General features: G+C 46.0%; 15 protein-coding genes and 1 pseudogene. 14 read left to right on the top strand and 2 right to left on the bottom strand.

Annotated features, from left to right (window positions below):
- Positions 1-181: 181 nt before the first annotated feature.
- From rpmH to mnmC, 7 genes and pseudogenes are all read left to right on the top strand, one after another.
- On the top strand, positions 182-316 hold the full coding sequence (rpmH, locus tag ICW03_RS11590) for a 50S ribosomal protein L34 (protein WP_011903922.1): 135 nt from the start codon (positions 182-184) through the stop codon (positions 314-316).
- A gap of 8 nt (positions 317-324) precedes the next feature.
- Positions 325-642: a ribonuclease P protein component gene (rnpA, locus tag ICW03_RS11585; RefSeq protein ID WP_251374412.1), complete on the top strand. Its 318-nt coding sequence runs from the start codon at positions 325-327 to the stop codon at positions 640-642.
- Position 643: 1 nt separating this feature from the next.
- Positions 644-883 carry a membrane protein insertion efficiency factor YidD gene (gene yidD, locus ICW03_RS11580; RefSeq protein ID WP_215348150.1) on the top strand — a complete coding sequence of 80 codons (240 nt, stop codon included), beginning with the start codon at positions 644-646 and terminating at the stop codon, positions 881-883.
- A gap of 10 nt (positions 884-893) precedes the next feature.
- Positions 894-2,567, top strand: coding sequence for a membrane protein insertase YidC (yidC, locus tag ICW03_RS11575; protein WP_215348149.1), 1,674 nt, complete (start codon positions 894-896; stop codon positions 2,565-2,567).
- A gap of 42 nt (positions 2,568-2,609) precedes the next feature.
- Positions 2,610-3,971: a tRNA uridine-5-carboxymethylaminomethyl(34) synthesis GTPase MnmE gene (gene mnmE / locus ICW03_RS11570; protein WP_215350349.1), complete on the top strand. Its 1,362-nt coding sequence runs from the start codon at positions 2,610-2,612 to the stop codon at positions 3,969-3,971.
- 91 nt (positions 3,972-4,062) lie between these two features.
- Positions 4,063-5,928 carry a phosphoenolpyruvate carboxykinase (GTP) gene (locus ICW03_RS11565; RefSeq protein WP_215348148.1) on the top strand — a complete coding sequence of 622 codons (1,866 nt, stop codon included), beginning with the start codon at positions 4,063-4,065 and terminating at the stop codon, positions 5,926-5,928.
- Positions 5,929-5,976: 48 nt separating this feature from the next.
- Positions 5,977-7,068 (top strand): annotated as a pseudogene (gene mnmC, locus ICW03_RS11640) (FAD-dependent 5-carboxymethylaminomethyl-2-thiouridine(34) oxidoreductase MnmC); the annotation flags it as partial.
- Here the strand turns inward: mnmC and ICW03_RS11560 are convergent.
- Positions 7,038-9,716, bottom strand: a complete 2,679-nt coding sequence (locus ICW03_RS11560) for a DNA topoisomerase III (RefSeq protein WP_215348147.1) — start codon at positions 9,714-9,716, stop codon at positions 7,038-7,040. The pseudogene mnmC and the gene ICW03_RS11560 sit on opposite strands and share 31 nt — an antisense overlap.
- Before the next feature lie 196 nt (positions 9,717-9,912).
- Positions 9,913-10,614: a DNA-processing protein DprA gene (gene dprA / locus ICW03_RS11555; RefSeq protein WP_215348146.1), complete on the bottom strand. Its 702-nt coding sequence runs from the start codon at positions 10,612-10,614 to the stop codon at positions 9,913-9,915.
- A gap of 71 nt (positions 10,615-10,685) precedes the next feature.
- On the opposite strand from dprA, the gene def reads away from it, so the two are divergent.
- From def to ICW03_RS11520, 7 genes are read left to right on the top strand one after another with little or no spacing between them, the layout of a single operon-like run.
- Complete coding sequence (gene def, locus ICW03_RS11550) at positions 10,686-11,201, top strand: peptide deformylase (protein ID WP_215348145.1); 516 nt, start codon at positions 10,686-10,688, stop codon at positions 11,199-11,201.
- A gap of 8 nt (positions 11,202-11,209) precedes the next feature.
- Positions 11,210-12,208, top strand: a complete 999-nt coding sequence (fmt, locus tag ICW03_RS11545; protein ID WP_215348144.1) for a methionyl-tRNA formyltransferase — start codon at positions 11,210-11,212, stop codon at positions 12,206-12,208.
- 2 nt (positions 12,209-12,210) lie between these two features.
- Positions 12,211-13,077, top strand: coding sequence for a zinc metalloprotease HtpX (htpX, locus tag ICW03_RS11540; protein ID WP_215348143.1), 867 nt, complete (start codon positions 12,211-12,213; stop codon positions 13,075-13,077).
- 1 nt (position 13,078) lies between these two features.
- Positions 13,079-14,395 carry a 16S rRNA (cytosine(967)-C(5))-methyltransferase RsmB gene (gene rsmB, locus ICW03_RS11535; RefSeq protein WP_215348142.1) on the top strand — a complete coding sequence of 439 codons (1,317 nt, stop codon included), beginning with the start codon at positions 13,079-13,081 and terminating at the stop codon, positions 14,393-14,395.
- On the top strand, positions 14,392-14,973 hold the full coding sequence (locus tag ICW03_RS11530) for a DUF4390 domain-containing protein (RefSeq protein WP_251374411.1): 582 nt from the start codon (positions 14,392-14,394) through the stop codon (positions 14,971-14,973). The genes rsmB and ICW03_RS11530 overlap by 4 nt, the downstream gene beginning before the upstream one ends.
- Positions 14,970-17,279 (top strand): ATP-binding protein, encoded by a 2,310-nt coding sequence (locus ICW03_RS11525; RefSeq protein ID WP_215348141.1) that lies wholly within the window; start codon positions 14,970-14,972, stop codon positions 17,277-17,279. Before ICW03_RS11530 ends, ICW03_RS11525 begins: the two co-directional genes overlap by 4 nt.
- 2 nt (positions 17,280-17,281) lie before the next feature.
- On the top strand, positions 17,282-17,965 hold the full coding sequence (locus ICW03_RS11520) for a response regulator (protein WP_215348140.1): 684 nt from the start codon (positions 17,282-17,284) through the stop codon (positions 17,963-17,965).
- Positions 17,966-18,074: the final 109 nt, after the last annotated feature.

Below are 18,074 nucleotides of genomic sequence, written 5' to 3'. Positions count from 1 at the left end.
ACAAGCTACAAAAACGTGGAAAACCTGTGGATAACTTGTGAATAATAGAAAATTCTCTATTTAAATTAATGATTTAAGGGAAATTTAGCCAAAAATAGAGAAAAACACCTACATATTCATCAAGATAGATTGACCTTTTGCTCTGCAACAAGGAAAATACTTGGTTTTCCAGGGATCGATCATGAAAAGAACTTACCAACCCTCAGTAACACGTCGCAAGCGCACTCACGGCTTTCGCATTCGTATGAAAACCAAAAGCGGACGCGCAGTTTTAAATGCACGCCGTGCAAAAGGCCGCAAGCGTTTGGCTGTTTAATTTAGCCATTGAATAGCGCCAGGATTTCTGAATTACTAAAAATACGTCCCCAGACAAGTTTGTACTGGGGTGTATATGCTGCATCCACCCAAGAGGGCGCCAAGCCTGACTTGGGAGTTGCTGTAGCAAAGAAGTTAGCCAAAAGAGCGGTTGACCGAAATCGCCTCAAGAGAATGATTCGCGAATTGGTTTGGACGGCTCAAGCCAACACCTTAAATAAAGATGTTGTAGTTAAGCTCAAAAAACCAATTGGTCGCGAAACACGAGGCAGGCTTAGAAAAAAAGAAAAAGAAATTCTGCGCTCTCAAATTTCGGGATTAATTTAAGGTGCGCGTTTTAAACAATGTGGCAATAAAGTTGGTAAAAATTTATCAACTAACATTGAGCCCATATGTGGGAATGCACTGCAAATATGTACCCAGTTGTTCGCAATATGCTTGTGACTGCTTTAGTCATTATGGATTTTTAAAAAGCTTTGGATTAATGGTGTGGCGTATCTTGCGTTGCAACCCATGGTCACATGGTGGATATGATCCTGCTTTAAAAGATACAAAAACATCAACTTAAGTGAATGTAAATGGACTTTAAAAAAACAATTCTATGGGCTGTATTCTCGATGTCGGGTCTTATGCTCTACAACAATTGGCAGGTTCATGAAGGCAAGCCATCTTTGTTTGGTGGTGCGCAAGTAAGCACCCCAGCAGCTGCTGACAAAACGGTCACCACCAATAAGGTTGATGTTCCTGCGCAAATCTCAGGATCACCAGTTGTTGCTGCAACCCCTGCCGCAAGCAGTGGCGCGATAGAAAGCGCGGAAAAGTTCACATTACAGAATGATGTTTTGGTGCTAGAGATCAGCGCAAGCGGCGCAAACGTTGTAGATGCAAAGTTATTGAAATCTTTAACCGCAGAAAATAAGCCAGTTGAGTTATTCCAATACACGCCGACACATAAATACTTTGCTCGTTCAGGATTAATTTCCCTTGGAAGCAATGATCTTCCAAACCACACTAGTACATTTAAATTAGCCCAGTCTGGTAAAGATGGCTCGGGTAGACCGTTTGCTGTTTTTGCGAGCGAGCGCAATGGGGTCAAACTTGAAAAAACCTTCATCCTCAATCCAGGAAGTTATGTGGTTGATGTTGGTCATCGTATAACCCAGACAACCAACAACCCAAACCCGCTGGTTCTCTACACAGAAATCGTGCGTGATGCATCGCAAGAGCAAAAAATTGGACCATTTGATGGCGCCTTTTCTGCTAGCACCTTTACTGGACCTGCTGCCTACACCGACAAGGAAAAATTTAATAAGCTTGAGTTCACAGCAATTGATAAAAACAAAATCACCATCCCTACCCAGGTAGCGGCTGGTGAACCAGCTTGGATTGCAATGGTCCAACACTATTTCGCAAGCGCATGGATTCCGGGCGACAAAGTTGCACGCGATATTTACGCCGGCAGAATTGACAACGGCCTCTATCGAATTGGTATGCAAACCCCTCTCGGCGTGGTTGCCTCAGGGTCTTCGGTTGTGGAAAAGGCCAAGTTATTTGTTGGCCCACAAGAAGAGCGTGTTTTAGAAACTATCGCCCCTGGGTTTGAGTTGCTGAAAGATTATGGCTACTTAACCATTTTGGCTAAACCGATTTTTTGGCTTCTCGATAACATCCATTCTTATGTTGGCAACTGGGGATGGTCAATCATTCTCTTGACCATCCTAATTAAGCTGGTCTTCTTCCCTTTGTCTGCTGCAAGCTATAAGTCAATGGCGCGCATGAAGGAGGTGCAACCCCGTTTGGTGGCCATGAAAGAGCAGTACAAAGGCGAGCCACAAAAACTCAATCAAGCCATGATGGAGATGTATCGCAAAGAAAAGATCAACCCATTGGGCGGTTGCTTGCCTGTGCTGATTCAAATCCCCGTGTTTATTTCCTTATATTGGGTTTTGTTGTCCTCAGTTGAAATGCGTGGGGCGCCTTGGGTGTTATGGATTCACGACCTTTCAGTTCCAGATCCGTACTACATTCTCCCTGTGATTATGGCCGCTTCAATGTTTGTACAAACCAAATTGAACCCAACACCGCCAGATCCAATTCAGGCAAAAGTAATGATGTACATGCCAATTGTTTTCTCAGTCATGTTCTTTTTCTTCCCTGCGGGCTTGGTTTTATATTGGGTGGTAAATAATTTGTTATCAATTGCACAGCAGTGGCAAATTAACCAAATGTTTGGAAAAAAGCCCGCCAAGTAATTTGCGAGCCGCATAAAACTTTGTAATAAGTAGACAGCAATGATGACGAGAAAATTGCCTATCATTGCTGTCGCAACCGCACAGGGTAAGGCTGGCGTGGGCGTTGTTCGCATCAGCGGACAAAACCTACAGCCCATCACAAACTCCCTCTTTCAAAAAAAACTTTCTCCACGTCAAGCCAACCTATTAACGTTGTGTGACGAACACGGCGATGCTATTGATCAGCTTATTGCTATTTACTTTGCTGGACCAGCCTCATTTACAGGTGAAGATGTTTTAGAGCTTCAGTGTCATGGTGGGCCACAACTACTTGAGTTGGTAATAAAGCGTTGTTTAGAGTTGGGAAAAAACGAGGGGCTTGTCATTGCGGAGCCTGGCGAATTCACTTTGCGAGCCTATCTCAACAACAAGATTGATTTGACGCAAGCCGAAGCAATTGCCGATTTGATTGATGCGCAAAGTGAGGCAGCAGTACGAGGAGCAGCGCGCTCTTTGCAGGGCGCATTTTCTGATGACATTAACAATCTAATTGAAGAAATAACTCAACTCAGAATCCTGGTTGAGTCGACCCTAGATTTTCCAGAAGAAGAAATTGAGTTTTTGGAAAATGCCCAAGCGCGTCAACGCTTGGCAGCTGTAAAAGAAAAGTTGCAGGCTTTACGTGCTGGCGCTAAGCAGGGAAAAATCCTGCGAGATGGAATCCAGTTAGTTTTGGCTGGGGCTCCTAACGTAGGAAAAAGCTCCTTATTAAATCGTTTGGCTGGTGAAGAGGTGGCTATTGTTACCGCTATTGCTGGAACTACCCGCGATCGAGTAAAGGAAAGTATCACTGTTGATGGTGTGCCGATGCACATTATCGATACCGCAGGCTTGAGGGAAACATCCGACATAGTCGAAGCAAAGGGTATTGAGAGGTCTTGGGACGCCATTCGCCATGCCGATATGGTGATTTTTTTGACTGATGCCCAGGCGGGCACCCAAGAAGATGAGCTAAAAACCCAGATTTTGAAGGAATTACCCCCTAAATGTCCTGTGCTTGAGGTCGTCAATAAGGCGGACTTACTGCCAGACTCTACAAAATTGCCGTCCGACCAAGCTTTATTGATTTCTGCCAAAACGGGAGCGGGAATAGATCAGCTGAAGCGAAAGATTTTGGAGATTGTGGGTTGGGACGGCCCTCAAGAGGGCACAATTTTGGCCCGTAGAAGACATTTAGACTGCATAGAACGAGCCGCCGAACATATTGAAAAATCAGAACAATTTGCTGCAAATGGCAACAATTCGCTGGAGTTATTTGCAGAAGAGCTATCTTTAGCACAAAAGCATCTTGGCGAAATCACTGGAAAACTCCTCCCTGATGACCTTTTGGGCAAAATTTTCAGCCAATTCTGCATTGGCAAGTAAAGGGTTTGTGCGGTATGGGCACGGAGGGTAAAAATTTACCCAAAATGATAAAATTGTCTGATTAAAAAATTCAATCTTCATAGGGAAACATATGACTTCAACTACCAGCGGCCAAATCAATGTGAATGCGCCAGCTTACGTAAAAAACAAGCGTTTAATTGAGTGGGTTGGCGAAGTTGCCGCTCTGACCAAGCCTGACGCTATTCGTTGGTGTGATGGCTCACAGGCTGAGTACGATGAGTTGTGCGAGCTGTTGGTTTCGGCTGGTGTATTTAAGCGCCTTAACCCTGCCAAGCGTAAAAATTCCTTTTTAGCTTTATCTGATCCTGAGGATGTGGCGCGTGTTGAAGACCGCACCTTTATTTGCTCTGCCAAGAAAGAGGATGCTGGTCCAACCAATAACTGGGTTGAGCCAAGCGAGATGCGTGCAACATTGAATCCGTTGTTTGATGGCTGTATGCGTGGCAGAACAATGTATGTTGTGCCATTTTCAATGGGCCCAATCGGCTCACCAATTGCGCATATTGGTGTTGAGTTGTCTGACAGTCCTTACGTTGCAATCAACATGAAGCTGATGACGCGCATGGGTAAAGCAGTTATTGATCAGTTGGGCGCTGATGGCGAATTCGTTCCTTGCATCCACACTGTGGGCAAGCCTTTAGCTGCGGGCGAAAAAGACGTTGCATGGCCTAACAACAAGAACAAATATATCGTTCATTATCCAGAAACTCGTGAGATCTGGTCCTTCGGCTCCGGCTACGGTGGCAATGCATTGTTAGGTAAAAAATGTTTTGCCTTGCGCATTGCATCGAACATGGGACGTGACCAAGGTTGGTTGGCTGAGCACATGTTGATCTTGGGCGTAACTTCACCTGAAGGTAAGAAATACCATATCGCCGCGGCGTTCCCATCTGCTTGTGGCAAAACCAACTTCTCTATGATGATTCCTCCAGCAGGATTTGAGGGTTGGAAAGTAACCACCATTGGTGACGACATTGCTTGGATCAAACCACGCAAAGATGCCGTCACTGGTAAAACCCGTTTATTTGCGATCAACCCTGAGTCTGGCTACTTTGGCGTAGCTCCTGGAACCAATCGTCAAACAAACCAAAACTGTATCGATTCATTGAACCAAGACGTGATTTTCACTAACGTTGGTTTAACTGATGATGGTGATGTTTGGTGGGAAGGTTTAACAGAAACCCCACCAGCACATTTGATTGACTGGCAAGGTAAAGACTGGACCCCTGCCGATGGCGCTGCTGGTCGTAAAGCCGCGCATCCAAATTCACGCTTCACTGTTGCTGCAACCAATAACCCTGCGGTTGATCCGAACTGGGATGATCCTGCAGGCGTTCCAATTGACGCGTTCTTGTTCGGCGGTCGCCGTTCAAACACTGTGCCTTTGGTTAGCGAAGCGCGTGATTGGGTTGAGGGTGTTTACATGGCCGCAACATTGGGCTCAGAAACTACCGCAGCTATTACAGGTCAAATCGGTGTTGTTCGTCGCGATCCATTTGCAATGATTGCATTTGCTGGTTACAACATGAGTGATTATTTCCAGCACTGGTTAAACATTGGTAAGAAGCTCGAAGCCGAAGGCGCTGTATTGCCGAAGATTTATTGTGTGAACTGGTTCCGCAAAGATGAGAATGGCAAGTTTGTATGGCCTGGCTTCGGCGAGAACATGCGCGTTCTTTCTTGGATTTTGAATCGCGCCGAAGGCAAAGCTAACGGTAAAGAAACTGCATTTGGCATTACTCCAGAATATGCCGATATGCATTGGGGTGGTCTCGATTATTCAGCAGACAAGTTCACCAAAGCCATCAATGTTGGAATTGATGACTGGAAGAATGAGCTTAAACTTCACACAGAACTGTTCGAACACCTTGGCGATCGTTTGCCAAAAGAGTTGAAGGAAACTCGCTCTAAGATCGAACAGCGCTTGAATGCTTAATACTGATAAGTCATTACTAAGCACAAACGTTTTATCTAGATTTATTAAATGACCAAACCCCAACACCATGAAATAGTGGTGATTGGGGCAGGAATTTGTGGGGCAACCATTGCAAATGAGTTGCTCGAGCGCGGCAAAGCAGTTTGCATTATTGACGCCGCCGCATCTCCAGCTACTGCCTGTTCCAGCCATTCTTATGCCATTGCTCATCCCCATATTGGCAAAGGCTCTCCACGCTTACTGCGTCTGACGCGTATTGCGTTTTTGCTTGCAGAAGCACGCTGGAAAAATGTATGGCAGCAGCATGGAATATTTCAGCCAACCAAAAAAGACAAAGTATTTGATCGTGCACAAACGATGGAGCATCTGCGCTCCTTAGATCTTGATGTCGATATGGCAATGGCTGTGGATACTAAAGAGGCGAAGCGGATTTGTGGAATTGAGCAAAGCGGTGTTTGGTTGCCGCGAGGTGCGGGCTTAAATTTATACAAAGCAAGCAAAGAGTTATTGAAGAATCACGAGCGATTAACTTGCTTTTGGAATACACGCATTACTCGTCTTGAAAAGAGCGCTCATACGTGGCATTTATTTGATGCACAAAACCAGCTGATCGCCTCAGCAGACAAGCTGGTTATAGCCTGTGCCATGGAGGCCAAGCCTTTAATGAGTAGTATTGATGTTCGTTTGCCTTTAAAGCCTGTGCGCGGACAGTTAAGTATTTTCTCAGTTAAAGAAGGAAATCCTTGGACCGAAAGATTGCCAAGGGTTGGTATTTCTGGCGATGGTTATTGTTTGCCCGCGACTCGTTTAGAGGACGGTAGCTTTCAATGGATTGTGGGATCTAGCTTTGATGAAGGCGAAGACGATCTTGCACCAAGAGATGAAAGTGATGACTTCAATCGCGAACAAGCTAAGGGCTTGGTAGCCTATGAAGAGGGCGACTCTCGTTCATTGGCGAAGGTCGGTGAATTTGTTGGCGTTCGCTGTGTTGCTGGTGATCGCTTGCCCATCATCGGAGCCCTCACTCAGCGCCCAGGAATATTTCTGGCTACTGCCTTGGGCTCACGCGGTATTTTATGGTCCGCCCTAGCGGCCAAGCTTATTACTGCTCAGCTACTAGAGGACGACTTTGCTTTGCTCGCACGCTTTGGTTTTGCAGCTGATTTAGTTGCTGCACTTGCACCCGCCCGTTTCTTTGCGGGGGCCTTGGCTGCACCTTCAGCTTTGGGCGCTTTGGCCTCAAATTCAAAGCCAATTTTGCCCGTTGAATCTAAGGCTAAATAGGCCTTAAACCCACGCCCAGTACGGTTCGACTTGAAGTTGGTCAGAAGATCGGTTTTACCTTCTTTCAATAATTTTTGAACTTGTTCTGCAGATACTTCTTGTTGCAAAACAACCTTTCCTGTTTTGAAGTCGCATGACTTGCTCGGACCAGTATTGTTTTCGCAAACATAGCGCATGCCATCTTCATAAACAGCACCAGAACATTTTGGACAAACTCCTAAAGCTTGGCGGCCTGTGAAATCTACCGCTTCAGTTTCATCATCTTGCGTATTACCAAAATCAAACTCGAGTTTAAATCCAGCATTTGGATAGTCTTTGTCATCCTCTGGAATTTCACTCAACTTGATAATTGCTGCAAATGGCCTTCCCATTTTGCTGCGGAATCCTTGCAGAGGGCCAATTGTTTTTTCACGTAGCAACTCTTCAACTTCGGGATATTCAAACGCACGTCCACCCGGTGTTTTGCTGATAGTAAAACCACACTTTTCGCAAGCAAAACGACGGTAGTTTTCTTTCACCAGCCCCTTACAGTGCGGGCATGGCGTGGTCATAGTGGCATAGTCGCCAGGGATGGTATCGCTATCGTATTCTTTGGCGCGCTTCACAATACGCTGGGTCATTTGCGCGATCTCTTGCATGAAGGTATCGCGATTCATCTTGCCCTGCTCAATGAGAGAAAGCTTATTCTCCCAGCTGCCCGTTAAATCAGGTCGAGTCAGCTCTTCAACATCTAAGCCGCGCAGTAAAGTCATCAGTTGGAACGCTTTTGCTGTTGGTATCAACTCACGTGCTTCGCGCACGATATATTTTTCAGCCAACAGGCCCTCAATAATTGCTGCGCGTGTTGCAGGTGTGCCTAAGCCTTTTTCGGCCATAGCTTCGCGCATTTCATCATCATCCACCCACTTACCAGCGCTTTCCATTGCGGAGAGCAATGTTGCTTCTGTATAGCGTGCTGGCGGCTTTGTTTTTAATGGCACCGCAGCAATAGACTCTGTTTGAACTGATTCGCCCTCTTGGACTGGAACGAGCTCATCATCCGCCTGATTGGATTTGCCGTAGACCGTTAGCCAGCCTGGGTTTACAAGCACACGCCCTTCAGTTTTAAAGTGGTGTCCTGAAGCCTCTGTAATACGCGTAGTAACGCGGAATTCCGCGGCAGGATAAAACACTGCTAAGAAACGACGCACCACTAAATCGTAAAGTTTTGCCTCGGGCTCGCTCAAGCTCTTCGGTGTTTCTAGTGTTGGAATGATCGCAAAGTGATCGGAAATTTTGGAGTTATCGAAAATACGCTTATTCGGTTTAATCCATCCATAGCCCGCCTTGGCTTTTGGATCCTTAGGGTCACCCTGCAGAATTTGTTTAGCAAATGCTCGGTAGTCTTGCGAATTCGCAGAAAGATTCTCCATGGTTTGTTTAACCGTATCGAGATAATCTTCTGGGAGTGCTTTTGCATCTGTACGCGGATAAGTTAATACCTTGTGACGCTCATATAAGGCCTGTGCAAGACCTAGTGTATTTTTTGCAGAGAAGCCAAAGCGTGCGTTTGCTTCGCGTTGCAAACTTGTTAAGTCGAATAGCTGAGGGGCAAGCTGTGTCGCTGGCTTTGCTTCCTCAGTTACGTTTGCCTTTTTGTCACGACATGCAGCCACAATGCTTTGTGCGGCCGCTTCGCTCCACAAGCGATTCTCGCGAGTATCTGGTTCGGCAGCATCTTTTTTAAATTTCGGATCAAACCAACGGCCTTCATATACTCCTGCTGCAGCAATGAATTCTGCCTTTACTTCCCAGTAGTCTTTGGAGATAAATTTACGAATGAGCTCTTCTCTCTCAACCACGATGGAGAGTGTTGGAGTTTGTACACGACCTACAGTAGTTAAAAAGAAGCCGCCACTCTTGCTATTAAACGCAGTCATAGCGCGCGTGCCGTTGATACCAACCAACCAATCTGCTTCAGAGCGGCAGCGGGCTGCATCGGCAAGGGGCTGCATATCTTCATCGGTTCGTAAGTTGGCAAAGCCATCACGAATTGCTGCTGGTGTCATAGATTGCAGCCACAAGCGTTTGATAGATTGCGATGCTTTTGCATGTTGCGCAATCAAACGGAAAATCAACTCGCCTTCGCGCCCCGCGTCGCACGCATTAATGAGGGCAGTGACATCTTTGCGCTTAATCAGTTTTTGTAAAACCTTTAAACGCGATTCTGTTTTTGCAATTGGACGTAAATCAAAATAAGGGGGCACCACTGGCAGATTGGCAAAAGACCACTTACCGCGTTTCACATCGAATTCTTCCGGAGCGGCGATTTCCAACAAATGACCTACTGCAGAAGAAATCAGAAATTCATCGCTTTCAAAATAATCTTCATATTTTGTAAAGCCGCCCAAGGCTTTGGCAATGTCATTGGCAACGGAGGGCTTCTCCGCAATGATGAGTGCCTTTGGGTGGTCGCCTGCGGTAGTCTTCGAACTGCTTTTTTTGGTAGTTGCTTTAGTTGCCACGCGTTTTGCCTAAATTTGAGCTAGAAATGGTGTTTTATGGGGCAAAAGTGAGGACCAATTTATACCTAAATAGGACCCAGCCAACTGCATACCCCTTTTTTATTATTAACCGATAAATTAAGAAAAGTCCAAAAACCCCTATTTTTTGCCCATTTAGGCCGCAATGGACTGCCTATTTTTATAGCAAAATCCTACTTTAAAGCACTTTAAATGAGGTTTTTAAGCAAAAATCGAGCTCTTCAAGCACGTCGCTGGGTCTAAAGATCAGTTTTGCACCCTGCTGGATCAGCAGGTGACACCCTATTGAATTGGGGTTGCAGATGGAGCCTGGAAGCGCGAAAACTTCTCTCCCCAGATCTGCAGCCAAGCGCGCCGTTATCAGGGAGCCCGACCTTTCTGCCGCCTCTATGACTACAACTCCAAGCGCTAGGGCCGCAATGATCCGATTTCGCCTGGGAAAGTGCCATGCTTTGGGGCCTGTCCCTATGGGCAGCTCCGACACCAGCAACCCTTGTCGTCCGATGGCCTGGTAGAGGCTGATATTTTGGCGGGGATAAACAAGGTCTATGCCAGTCCCCAGTATGGCGGCGGTAAAGTGACCTGCACCAAGCTCAATAACGGCACGGTGGACCGCGCTATCAATCCCTAAGGCCATTCCAGAAACAATCAGCGCCCCTGCTTTGGCTAACCCCCGCGCAAGGTTGCGTGCATTTTTTAAGCCATCTGGGCTGGCGTTTCTAGAGCCGACGATGGCAATCATGGGCTTCTTTAAAAGATTGGCATCCCCATATATATAGAGCGAGTCCGGCGGGTCATATAAATCGCAGAGGCGTTGTGGATAGTCGCCACTGTCACGATCGATACGGATGGCATTGGTTAGTGCGGGCGTTATTTGCATAAATCAATTTTGTGACATAGGGGAATTAGAACAATCAGGACAGACTGATTGCTCTGTTGGATAATTCTTATATGGCCTTGTTAAACGTCCTCTGTTATCCAGATCCCCGCCTCCATAAGGTTGCAAAACCGGTGGCGCAGGTTGACGCTCGTATTAAAAAAATTGTCGCTGATATGGCGGAGACTATGTATGAGGCGCCTGGTGTTGGTTTGGCGGCAACACAGGTAGACATTCATGAGCGCATCGTAGTGATTGATGTATCTGATGAGCAAAACGAGTTGATGGTTTTTATTAATCCGGAAATTGTTTGGGCAAGCTCGGAAAAAAAATCTTGGCGTGAAGGATGTTTGTCTGTCCCCGAGTTTTACGATGAGGTTGAGAGGCCAGCAGAAATTCGAGTTAAAGCATTAGACGTTGACGGCAAAGAGTTTGAAATAAATGCCGATGGTTTATTGGCAGTTTGTTTGCAGCATGAGTTAGACCACTTGCAAGGAAAAGTATTTGTCGAATATTTATCAATCCTCAAGCGAACTCGTATCTCACAAAAAATGAAGAAGCGCGCTAAAGAATTGGTAGGTCAGCGCTAAGCGCCTCAATGAAAATTGTCTTTGCTGGAACTCCAGAGTTTGCTGCTCAAGCAATGCGCGCAATCAGCGCCGCTGGGCATGAAATTGTATTGGCCCTCACTCAGCCTGACCGCCGCGCTGGCAGGGGTATGCACCTGCAAGCAAGCCCGGTTAAAGAGTTTGCTTTAGAAAACAATATTCCGGTATTGCAGCCAGAAACCCTAAGACGCACTAGTGCTGATCCACAAAAAAAAGTACAAGCTGACGAAGCCTATGAGCGTCTCTCCTCAACCGACTTTGATGCCATGGTTGTTGTTGCGTATGGCTTGATCTTGCCCCAGGAAATTTTGGATATTAGCGAACGCCCCGGAAGATTTGGCAGCTTTAATATTCACGCTTCCTTACTTCCACGTTGGCGTGGTGCTGCGCCAATTCAGCGGGCAATTGAGGCCGGAGATGCAAAGACTGGTGTTTGCATTATGCAAATGGATGCAGGTCTCGATACTGGTGATACCGTTTTGGTTTCTAGTCTTGATATTGCCTCTGATGAAACAAGCGTAAGCTTGCACGATCGATTGGCGCAGCTTGGCGCAGACTTGATTGTGAATGCCTTAGATACCTTGCAGCAAGGTAAAGATTTGATTCGGGTGCAACAGCCGAATGCAGGCATTACTTATGCTGAAAAAATACTAAAGAACGAAGCAGAAATTGATTGGTCCTTAAGCGCCAAAGAAATTGATCGTCGCATTCGTGCTTTTAATCCTTTTCCTGGGGCCATTAGCCAGGTTAATGGGCTTGTAGTGAAGCTTTGGGATTCCAGAATTCCAGATGCCGGTGCGATAAGTCCAACTAGAGGTATTGGTGACGTGCTTGGGTTTGGAAATGATGGCGTATATATTCAATGTGGCCAGGGCATCCTCGAGGTTATGCAGATGCAAAAACCTGGCGGCAAAAAAATAGATGCTACAACATGCATACAGTCGATTGGTGCTGATGAAAAACAATTGCATTTTCAGTCAAAGGAGTAGAAATGTTTAATTTTGCAAAGACTGCTGTTTTGATGGCAGCAATTACTGCGTTATTTATTGTGGTGGGCGGCATGCTAGGTGGCGAGCAAGGCATGTTGATGGCTTTGTTGATGGCTGTCGGCATGAATTTCTTTAGCTACTGGTTTTCTGACACCATGGTGTTAAAGATGACTAATGCCCAGCAAGTTGATGAAAGATCTGCCCCTCAGTTTTATGCGCTGGTCAAAGAGTTGGCTGAAAAGGCTGGCTTGCCGATGCCCAAAGTATTTTTGATTAATGAAGATGCTCCAAATGCTTTTGCAACAGGGCGTAATCCGGAAAATGCTTCCGTTGCCGCTACAACTGGAATTTTAAAAATCCTTTCGAATCGTGAGTTGCGTGGCGTTATGGCTCATGAGCTTGCGCATGTTCGCCATCGTGATATTTTGATTTCGACTGTTGCCGCTACCATGGCGGGTGCAATTTCTGCATTAGCAAACTTTGCGATGTTTTTTGGCGGGCGAGATTCAGAGGGTAGACCTAACAATCCAATAGCGAGTTTGATGGTGGCAATATTAGCGCCAATAGCGGCAAGCTTGATTCAGATGAGTATTTCTCGTGCAAGAGAATATGAGGCTGATCGCGGCGGCGCAGAAATTAGCTCCGATCCCGAAGCGCTTGCACATGCACTAGAAAAAATTCATAACTATGCTCAAGGCACTCCATTTCAGGCCGTTGAGCAACATCCAGAAACTGCACAGATGATGATTCTGAATCCTCTGACCGCCGGTGGCCTCGCGCAACTTTTTTCAACCCACCCCCCCACTGAAGAGCGGGTGGCACGCTTAATGCACATGGCTAAAAACGGGGTGTACCCCGGAGCAAATTAATTTGACCGACCAAAAAACACCACGCAGTCTCCCGCTTTCGGAAGCAATCACTATTGCAGCACAAGCAATCAGCGAAGTAATGAGCGGAAGGTCGCTTACAGAAGTCTTGGATCAACTGGAGCCCCATGAGCGACCAATCGTTCAAAGCCTCAGTTTTGATGCGTTACGAAAGTGGGTTCGTTCTCACGAGTTAATTAAGCAATTTATCCCAAAGACTCCTCCCCCTGAAGTGGATCACCTGCTAAGCGTGGCGATCGCTTTATTTTTGCAAGATGCAACTGAAAGCAAAGGCTATCCAGCCCATACCATTGTTGATCAGGCTGTGAAAGCGTGTGGTGAATATGACAAGACCATGTACGCCAAGGGTTTAGTAAATGCCGTCTTGCGCAAGGTTAGTCTCTTGGTGCAGCCACCCGAAGGTGAGAAACGTTATCCGCCTGACCCTATTCCAATGTACGTCCCTGCTTGGTGGCGTGCAAATTTAAAACGGAATTACTCAAAACAGTGGCAATCGATTTTGTTTCAGCAGGCCAAGCGAGCACCATTAATTTTGCGTGTTAATCAACGGCAATACACACGCGAAAAATATCAATCCTTATTGTCTGATGCAGGAATTGCATCTAGGTCGATAGATGAAGTGGCCGGCATTAGATTGCCTTGCGCACTTTTGATTCCAGAGGCTGTGCCCGTATCAGATTTGCCAGGCTTTTATAGTGGTGCTGTATCCGTTCAGGATGCCGGAGCCCAACTGGCTGCAGTTTTATTAAGCCCGCAGAATGGCGAGCTGGTATTGGATGCTTGCGCTGCTCCTGGCGGAAAAACTGCACATTTATTAGAGCTTGCCGATTGCTCAATGCAGGCGCTGGAGTTGGATGGAGAGCGAATTGGAAAAATTGGCGGTAATTTGGATCGTCTTCGCTTACATTCTGACAAGGTAAAAGTGCTGCGCGGTGATGCCTCTAAAGCCGCATGGTGGGATGGGAATCTTTTTGACAAAATTTTGCTCGATGCACCCTGTTCTGCTTCGGGAATTGTGTCTCGACACCCTGACATACCCTTTTTAAGGCGCGAAGCCGATGTAAGAGCCTTGCAAGAAAGACAGCGTGGCATTCTGAATCAGGCGTGGAAGATGCTCAAGCCAGGGGGCACCCTCCTATACGTCACATGCTCAATATTTTTTGAAGAGGGCGAGGATCAAGCCAAGTGGTTTGCTGATCAGCACCCCGATGCGGTACGATTAGACGCTCCGGGCCAGCTTTTGCCTGGCGAACTAAACGACGGTTTTTACTATGCTTTGTTTAAGAAAAATGGGCCATGAGCCGAAGAATTAAACAATTCCTCTTTTTGTTCTTGATGGTTTTGGGAATGCTCTCAACTACTGTTAGTGCAGAAGGCATCAAGATCAAATCCTTTGAGTTGGAGAGGTCTGATAACGACTGGCTTTTGAGTGCTACGTTTCAGATTGAGTTATCCCCAGGTCTAGAGGATGCAGTTCAAAAAGGTGTGGTGCTGTATTTTCAAACTGAGTTTGATTTAACAAGGTCACGCTGGTATTGGTTTGATGAGAAGCCAGCTCTTGTGCAAAGACAGACTCGATTGTCTTACCAGCTTTTAACGCAACAGTACCGCATTGCTTCTGAAGGCTTTACGTTTTCAGCCAAGTCAATGCCAGAGGCGTTACAGGCAGTGGGCAGTATTGGTGGATGGCGTGTGTTGGATAGTTCACAGCTTGATCCAGGCAAGTCCTATACAGCCAGCATGCGCATGACTCTAGACCTTAGTAAGCTACCAAAACCATTTCAGGTCAACGCACTGAATAACCGTGATTGGAACGTTTCAAGTGATTGGTATCGCTTTCCATTCTCCCCAAATGGCCCCAATCTGATCAAGCGATGAGATCAATAGCATCCCTGCTGGACTCAGGCTTTTTTACATCGCAAGTCTTAGGTAAAAAAGTCGTACCATTTACGATTGGGTTAATTGGTGTGTTCGCTTTAATGCTTTTGGTTTTGCTGGCAATAGCCTCATCAAACACCGAGTTCTTTGATAACTATTTCATTTGGCTATACGCCGCAAATGTGGTCATTGGAATTTGTCTGACCTTGGTTATTTTGATCCTAGTTGGCGTAATTGCAGTGCGCTGGTATCGGGGTCATTTTGGTACACGTTTAATTGCCAAGCTGGCAATGATTTTTGCTTTGGTGGGGATTGTCCCCGGATTAATTTTGTACGGCGTTTCTTTGCAGTTCGTATCCCGCAGTATTGAAACTTGGTTTGATGTGAAGGTTGAATCAGCGCTGAACTCTGGGCTTGAGTTAGGGCGAGTAACCCTGCGTGTTGCTCAAGAAGAAATATTGGGCGAGGGTAATTTTATTGCCGAACAGATTGTGCAGACCCCTTCAGGCGCTACCACTGATCAGGTTGGCGCCATGATTGCAAAGATTCGCAATCAATTTGGCATTCAAGAGGTCAGCCTTTTTAATATGCAGAGCAAGTTGATTGTTACGAGTGAGTTAAAGCCAAATAAATATTTCCCTGCGCCTAGCGCGGAAGTGGTTGCTGAGGCTTTTAAAAAGAAGGGGATTACTTTTTTAGATCAAATTGAAATGGATGGTGGGCAGCGCGGCTATCGCATTAGAGCAATTGTTCCAGTTGTTCGTAAAAAAGCTATTCAAGGCAAATTAGACCCAAGCAAAGATGCGGATGATAAATATTTTTTGCAACTCGTGCGATATATTCCAGCCCCATTAGCCAAGAATATTGTTGCGGTTGAGTCTGCCTATAGTGAGTATCAAGAAAAATCATTGGGACGCACGGGTTTGCGGAAGATGTTCGTGGGTACCTTAACCCTTACCCTCTTCTTCGCGGTATTTGTTGCAATTACCTTGGCGCTAATGTTGGGTAGGCAGTTGGCCCGCCCACTCCTAATGCTATTGAGGGGTACGCAAGCGGTTGCCCAGGGCGACTTATCGCCAAAGCCCGAGTTGGACACGGGAGATGAGCTGGGAATGCTTACGCGTCAATTCAATGTCATGACAAGGCAGTTGGCAGATACTCGGACTTCTTTGCAAGAGTCCAAAGCATTTTTGGAGCGTGTGCTTGGAAGCTTGACTGCAGGCGTCTGCATTTTTGATAAAAATTACAACATCGTTTCTAGCAATGCAGGGGCAGATCGAATTTTTGGCCAAGACCTAACTCAACTTGATGGAAAGCCTTTGAGTAGCAGCCCTGCTTTGCAAGAGTTTGAGGGCGCCATTAAAGAAGGCTTTGCCACTATGAAGCTTGCCGTAGTTAGCGAGGGTGAGGCGGAGCAAAACACTAATCAGACTAGCTCACCAGTTTGGCAAAAACAAATTCAATTGCATAACACTAATGAGTTTGAAAATGAATTGGGTGTCACCTTATTTGTGCGGGGCACAGAGCTGACAGGTGATTTGCGCATGGTAGTTTTTGATGACATTACAGACGTGGTGAGCGCACAAAGATCGATTGCATGGAGTGAAGTAGCAAGACGACTTGCCCACGAAATTAAAAACCCTCTCACACCTATTCAGCTATCCGCCGAGAGGTTGCAACATAAGCTTGCCGGTAAGTTGAGTCCAGAGCAAGAGGAAATGATCAATCGCAGCACTGAAACCATTATTGGCCAGGTGCAGGCTATGAAAGAAATGGTGAATGACTTTAGGGATTTTGCCAAGACGCCAACCCCACAATTAAGACCGGTTTCAATGAATACGCTTACTTCAGAAATTTTAGGACTGTATGAAGGCAGCCCATTAAAAACGAAGTTGGATCCTAATTGTTCAAATATTATGGGTGACCCAACCCAATTAAGACAGGTAATTCACAACTTACTACAAAACGCTCAAGACGCCACTCTTGAAGGCCCAAATCCAACTGGCCCAGTAGAGGTGAAAACAGAGTCGGTTCCTTATGGTGAGCACAATGGCGTAGTCCAAAATGCAGTCCGACTAACAATAAGTGATTGCGGAGTTGGATTTCCAGCTAAGATATTGGCAAGAGCCTTTGAGCCGTATGTGACAACAAAGAGTAAGGGCACAGGACTGGGATTGGCAGTAGTGAAAAAAATTGTTGATGATCACGCCGCGAAAATTGAAATTAGAAATCGTATGCAGGGCGATGAAGTGATTGGTGCGCAGGTATCAATATTGTTTATGAATCTAGCAAAAGAGGCAGCCTAAGCATGGCTAGTATTTTGGTTGTTGATGACGAGATGGGAATTCGTGAGCTCCTCAATGAGATCCTCACAGATGAAGGCCATACTGTATACGCTGCAGAAAGCGCGATACAGGCGCGCACTATTCGAGAACAAATGCGACCCGACCTAGTTTTGTTGGATATTTGGATGCCCGATACCGACGGCATTACTTTATTAAAAGAATGGTCTAACACGGGACAGCTCACCATGCCGGTGGTCATGATGTCTGGTCACGCTACGATTGATACTGCCGTTGAAGCAACTCGTATTGGCGCTCTAAACTTTTTAGAAAAGCCGATTGCTTTACAAAAGCTTTTGAAGACTGTTAGCAAGGCTTTAGAGAGCGCACCTAAATATATTGAGCCCGAACAAGATCGTGCACCTCAGGCCAATACAAATGCAGTGGCAATACCAAAGCAAGCAGTTGTTGAATCCGCTCCCGCACTTGCTGAAGGCGAATTTATTAGCGGAATAGCAAAAACATATTATGACCTCCCATTAAGAGAGGCTAGAGATCTTTTTGAAAAAGCATATTTTGAGCATCAAATGCAAATCATGGGCGGTAGCATGACAAAGATTTCTGAGTACACCGGTCTTGAGCGTACGCACTTATATCGCAAGCTTAAGGCGTTAGGAATAGACACCTCACGAAATAAAGGCGAAAGCTAGGAGCACATTCTTTACAATGTGCCATTCCCAAATTTAAACCCAAATAATCGAATTAGCCTGATTAGCAAAAACTGGAAAGGTTTAATGTGTTGAAATATCTTGTAACTTT

This window comes from Polynucleobacter sp. MWH-Aus1W21 (genome assembly GCF_018687275.1).
Lineage (GTDB): Bacteria > Pseudomonadota > Gammaproteobacteria > Burkholderiales > Burkholderiaceae > Polynucleobacter.
Note: the sequence above shows the minus strand (reverse complement) of the source record. Positions and strands in the feature narration are given on the sequence as shown.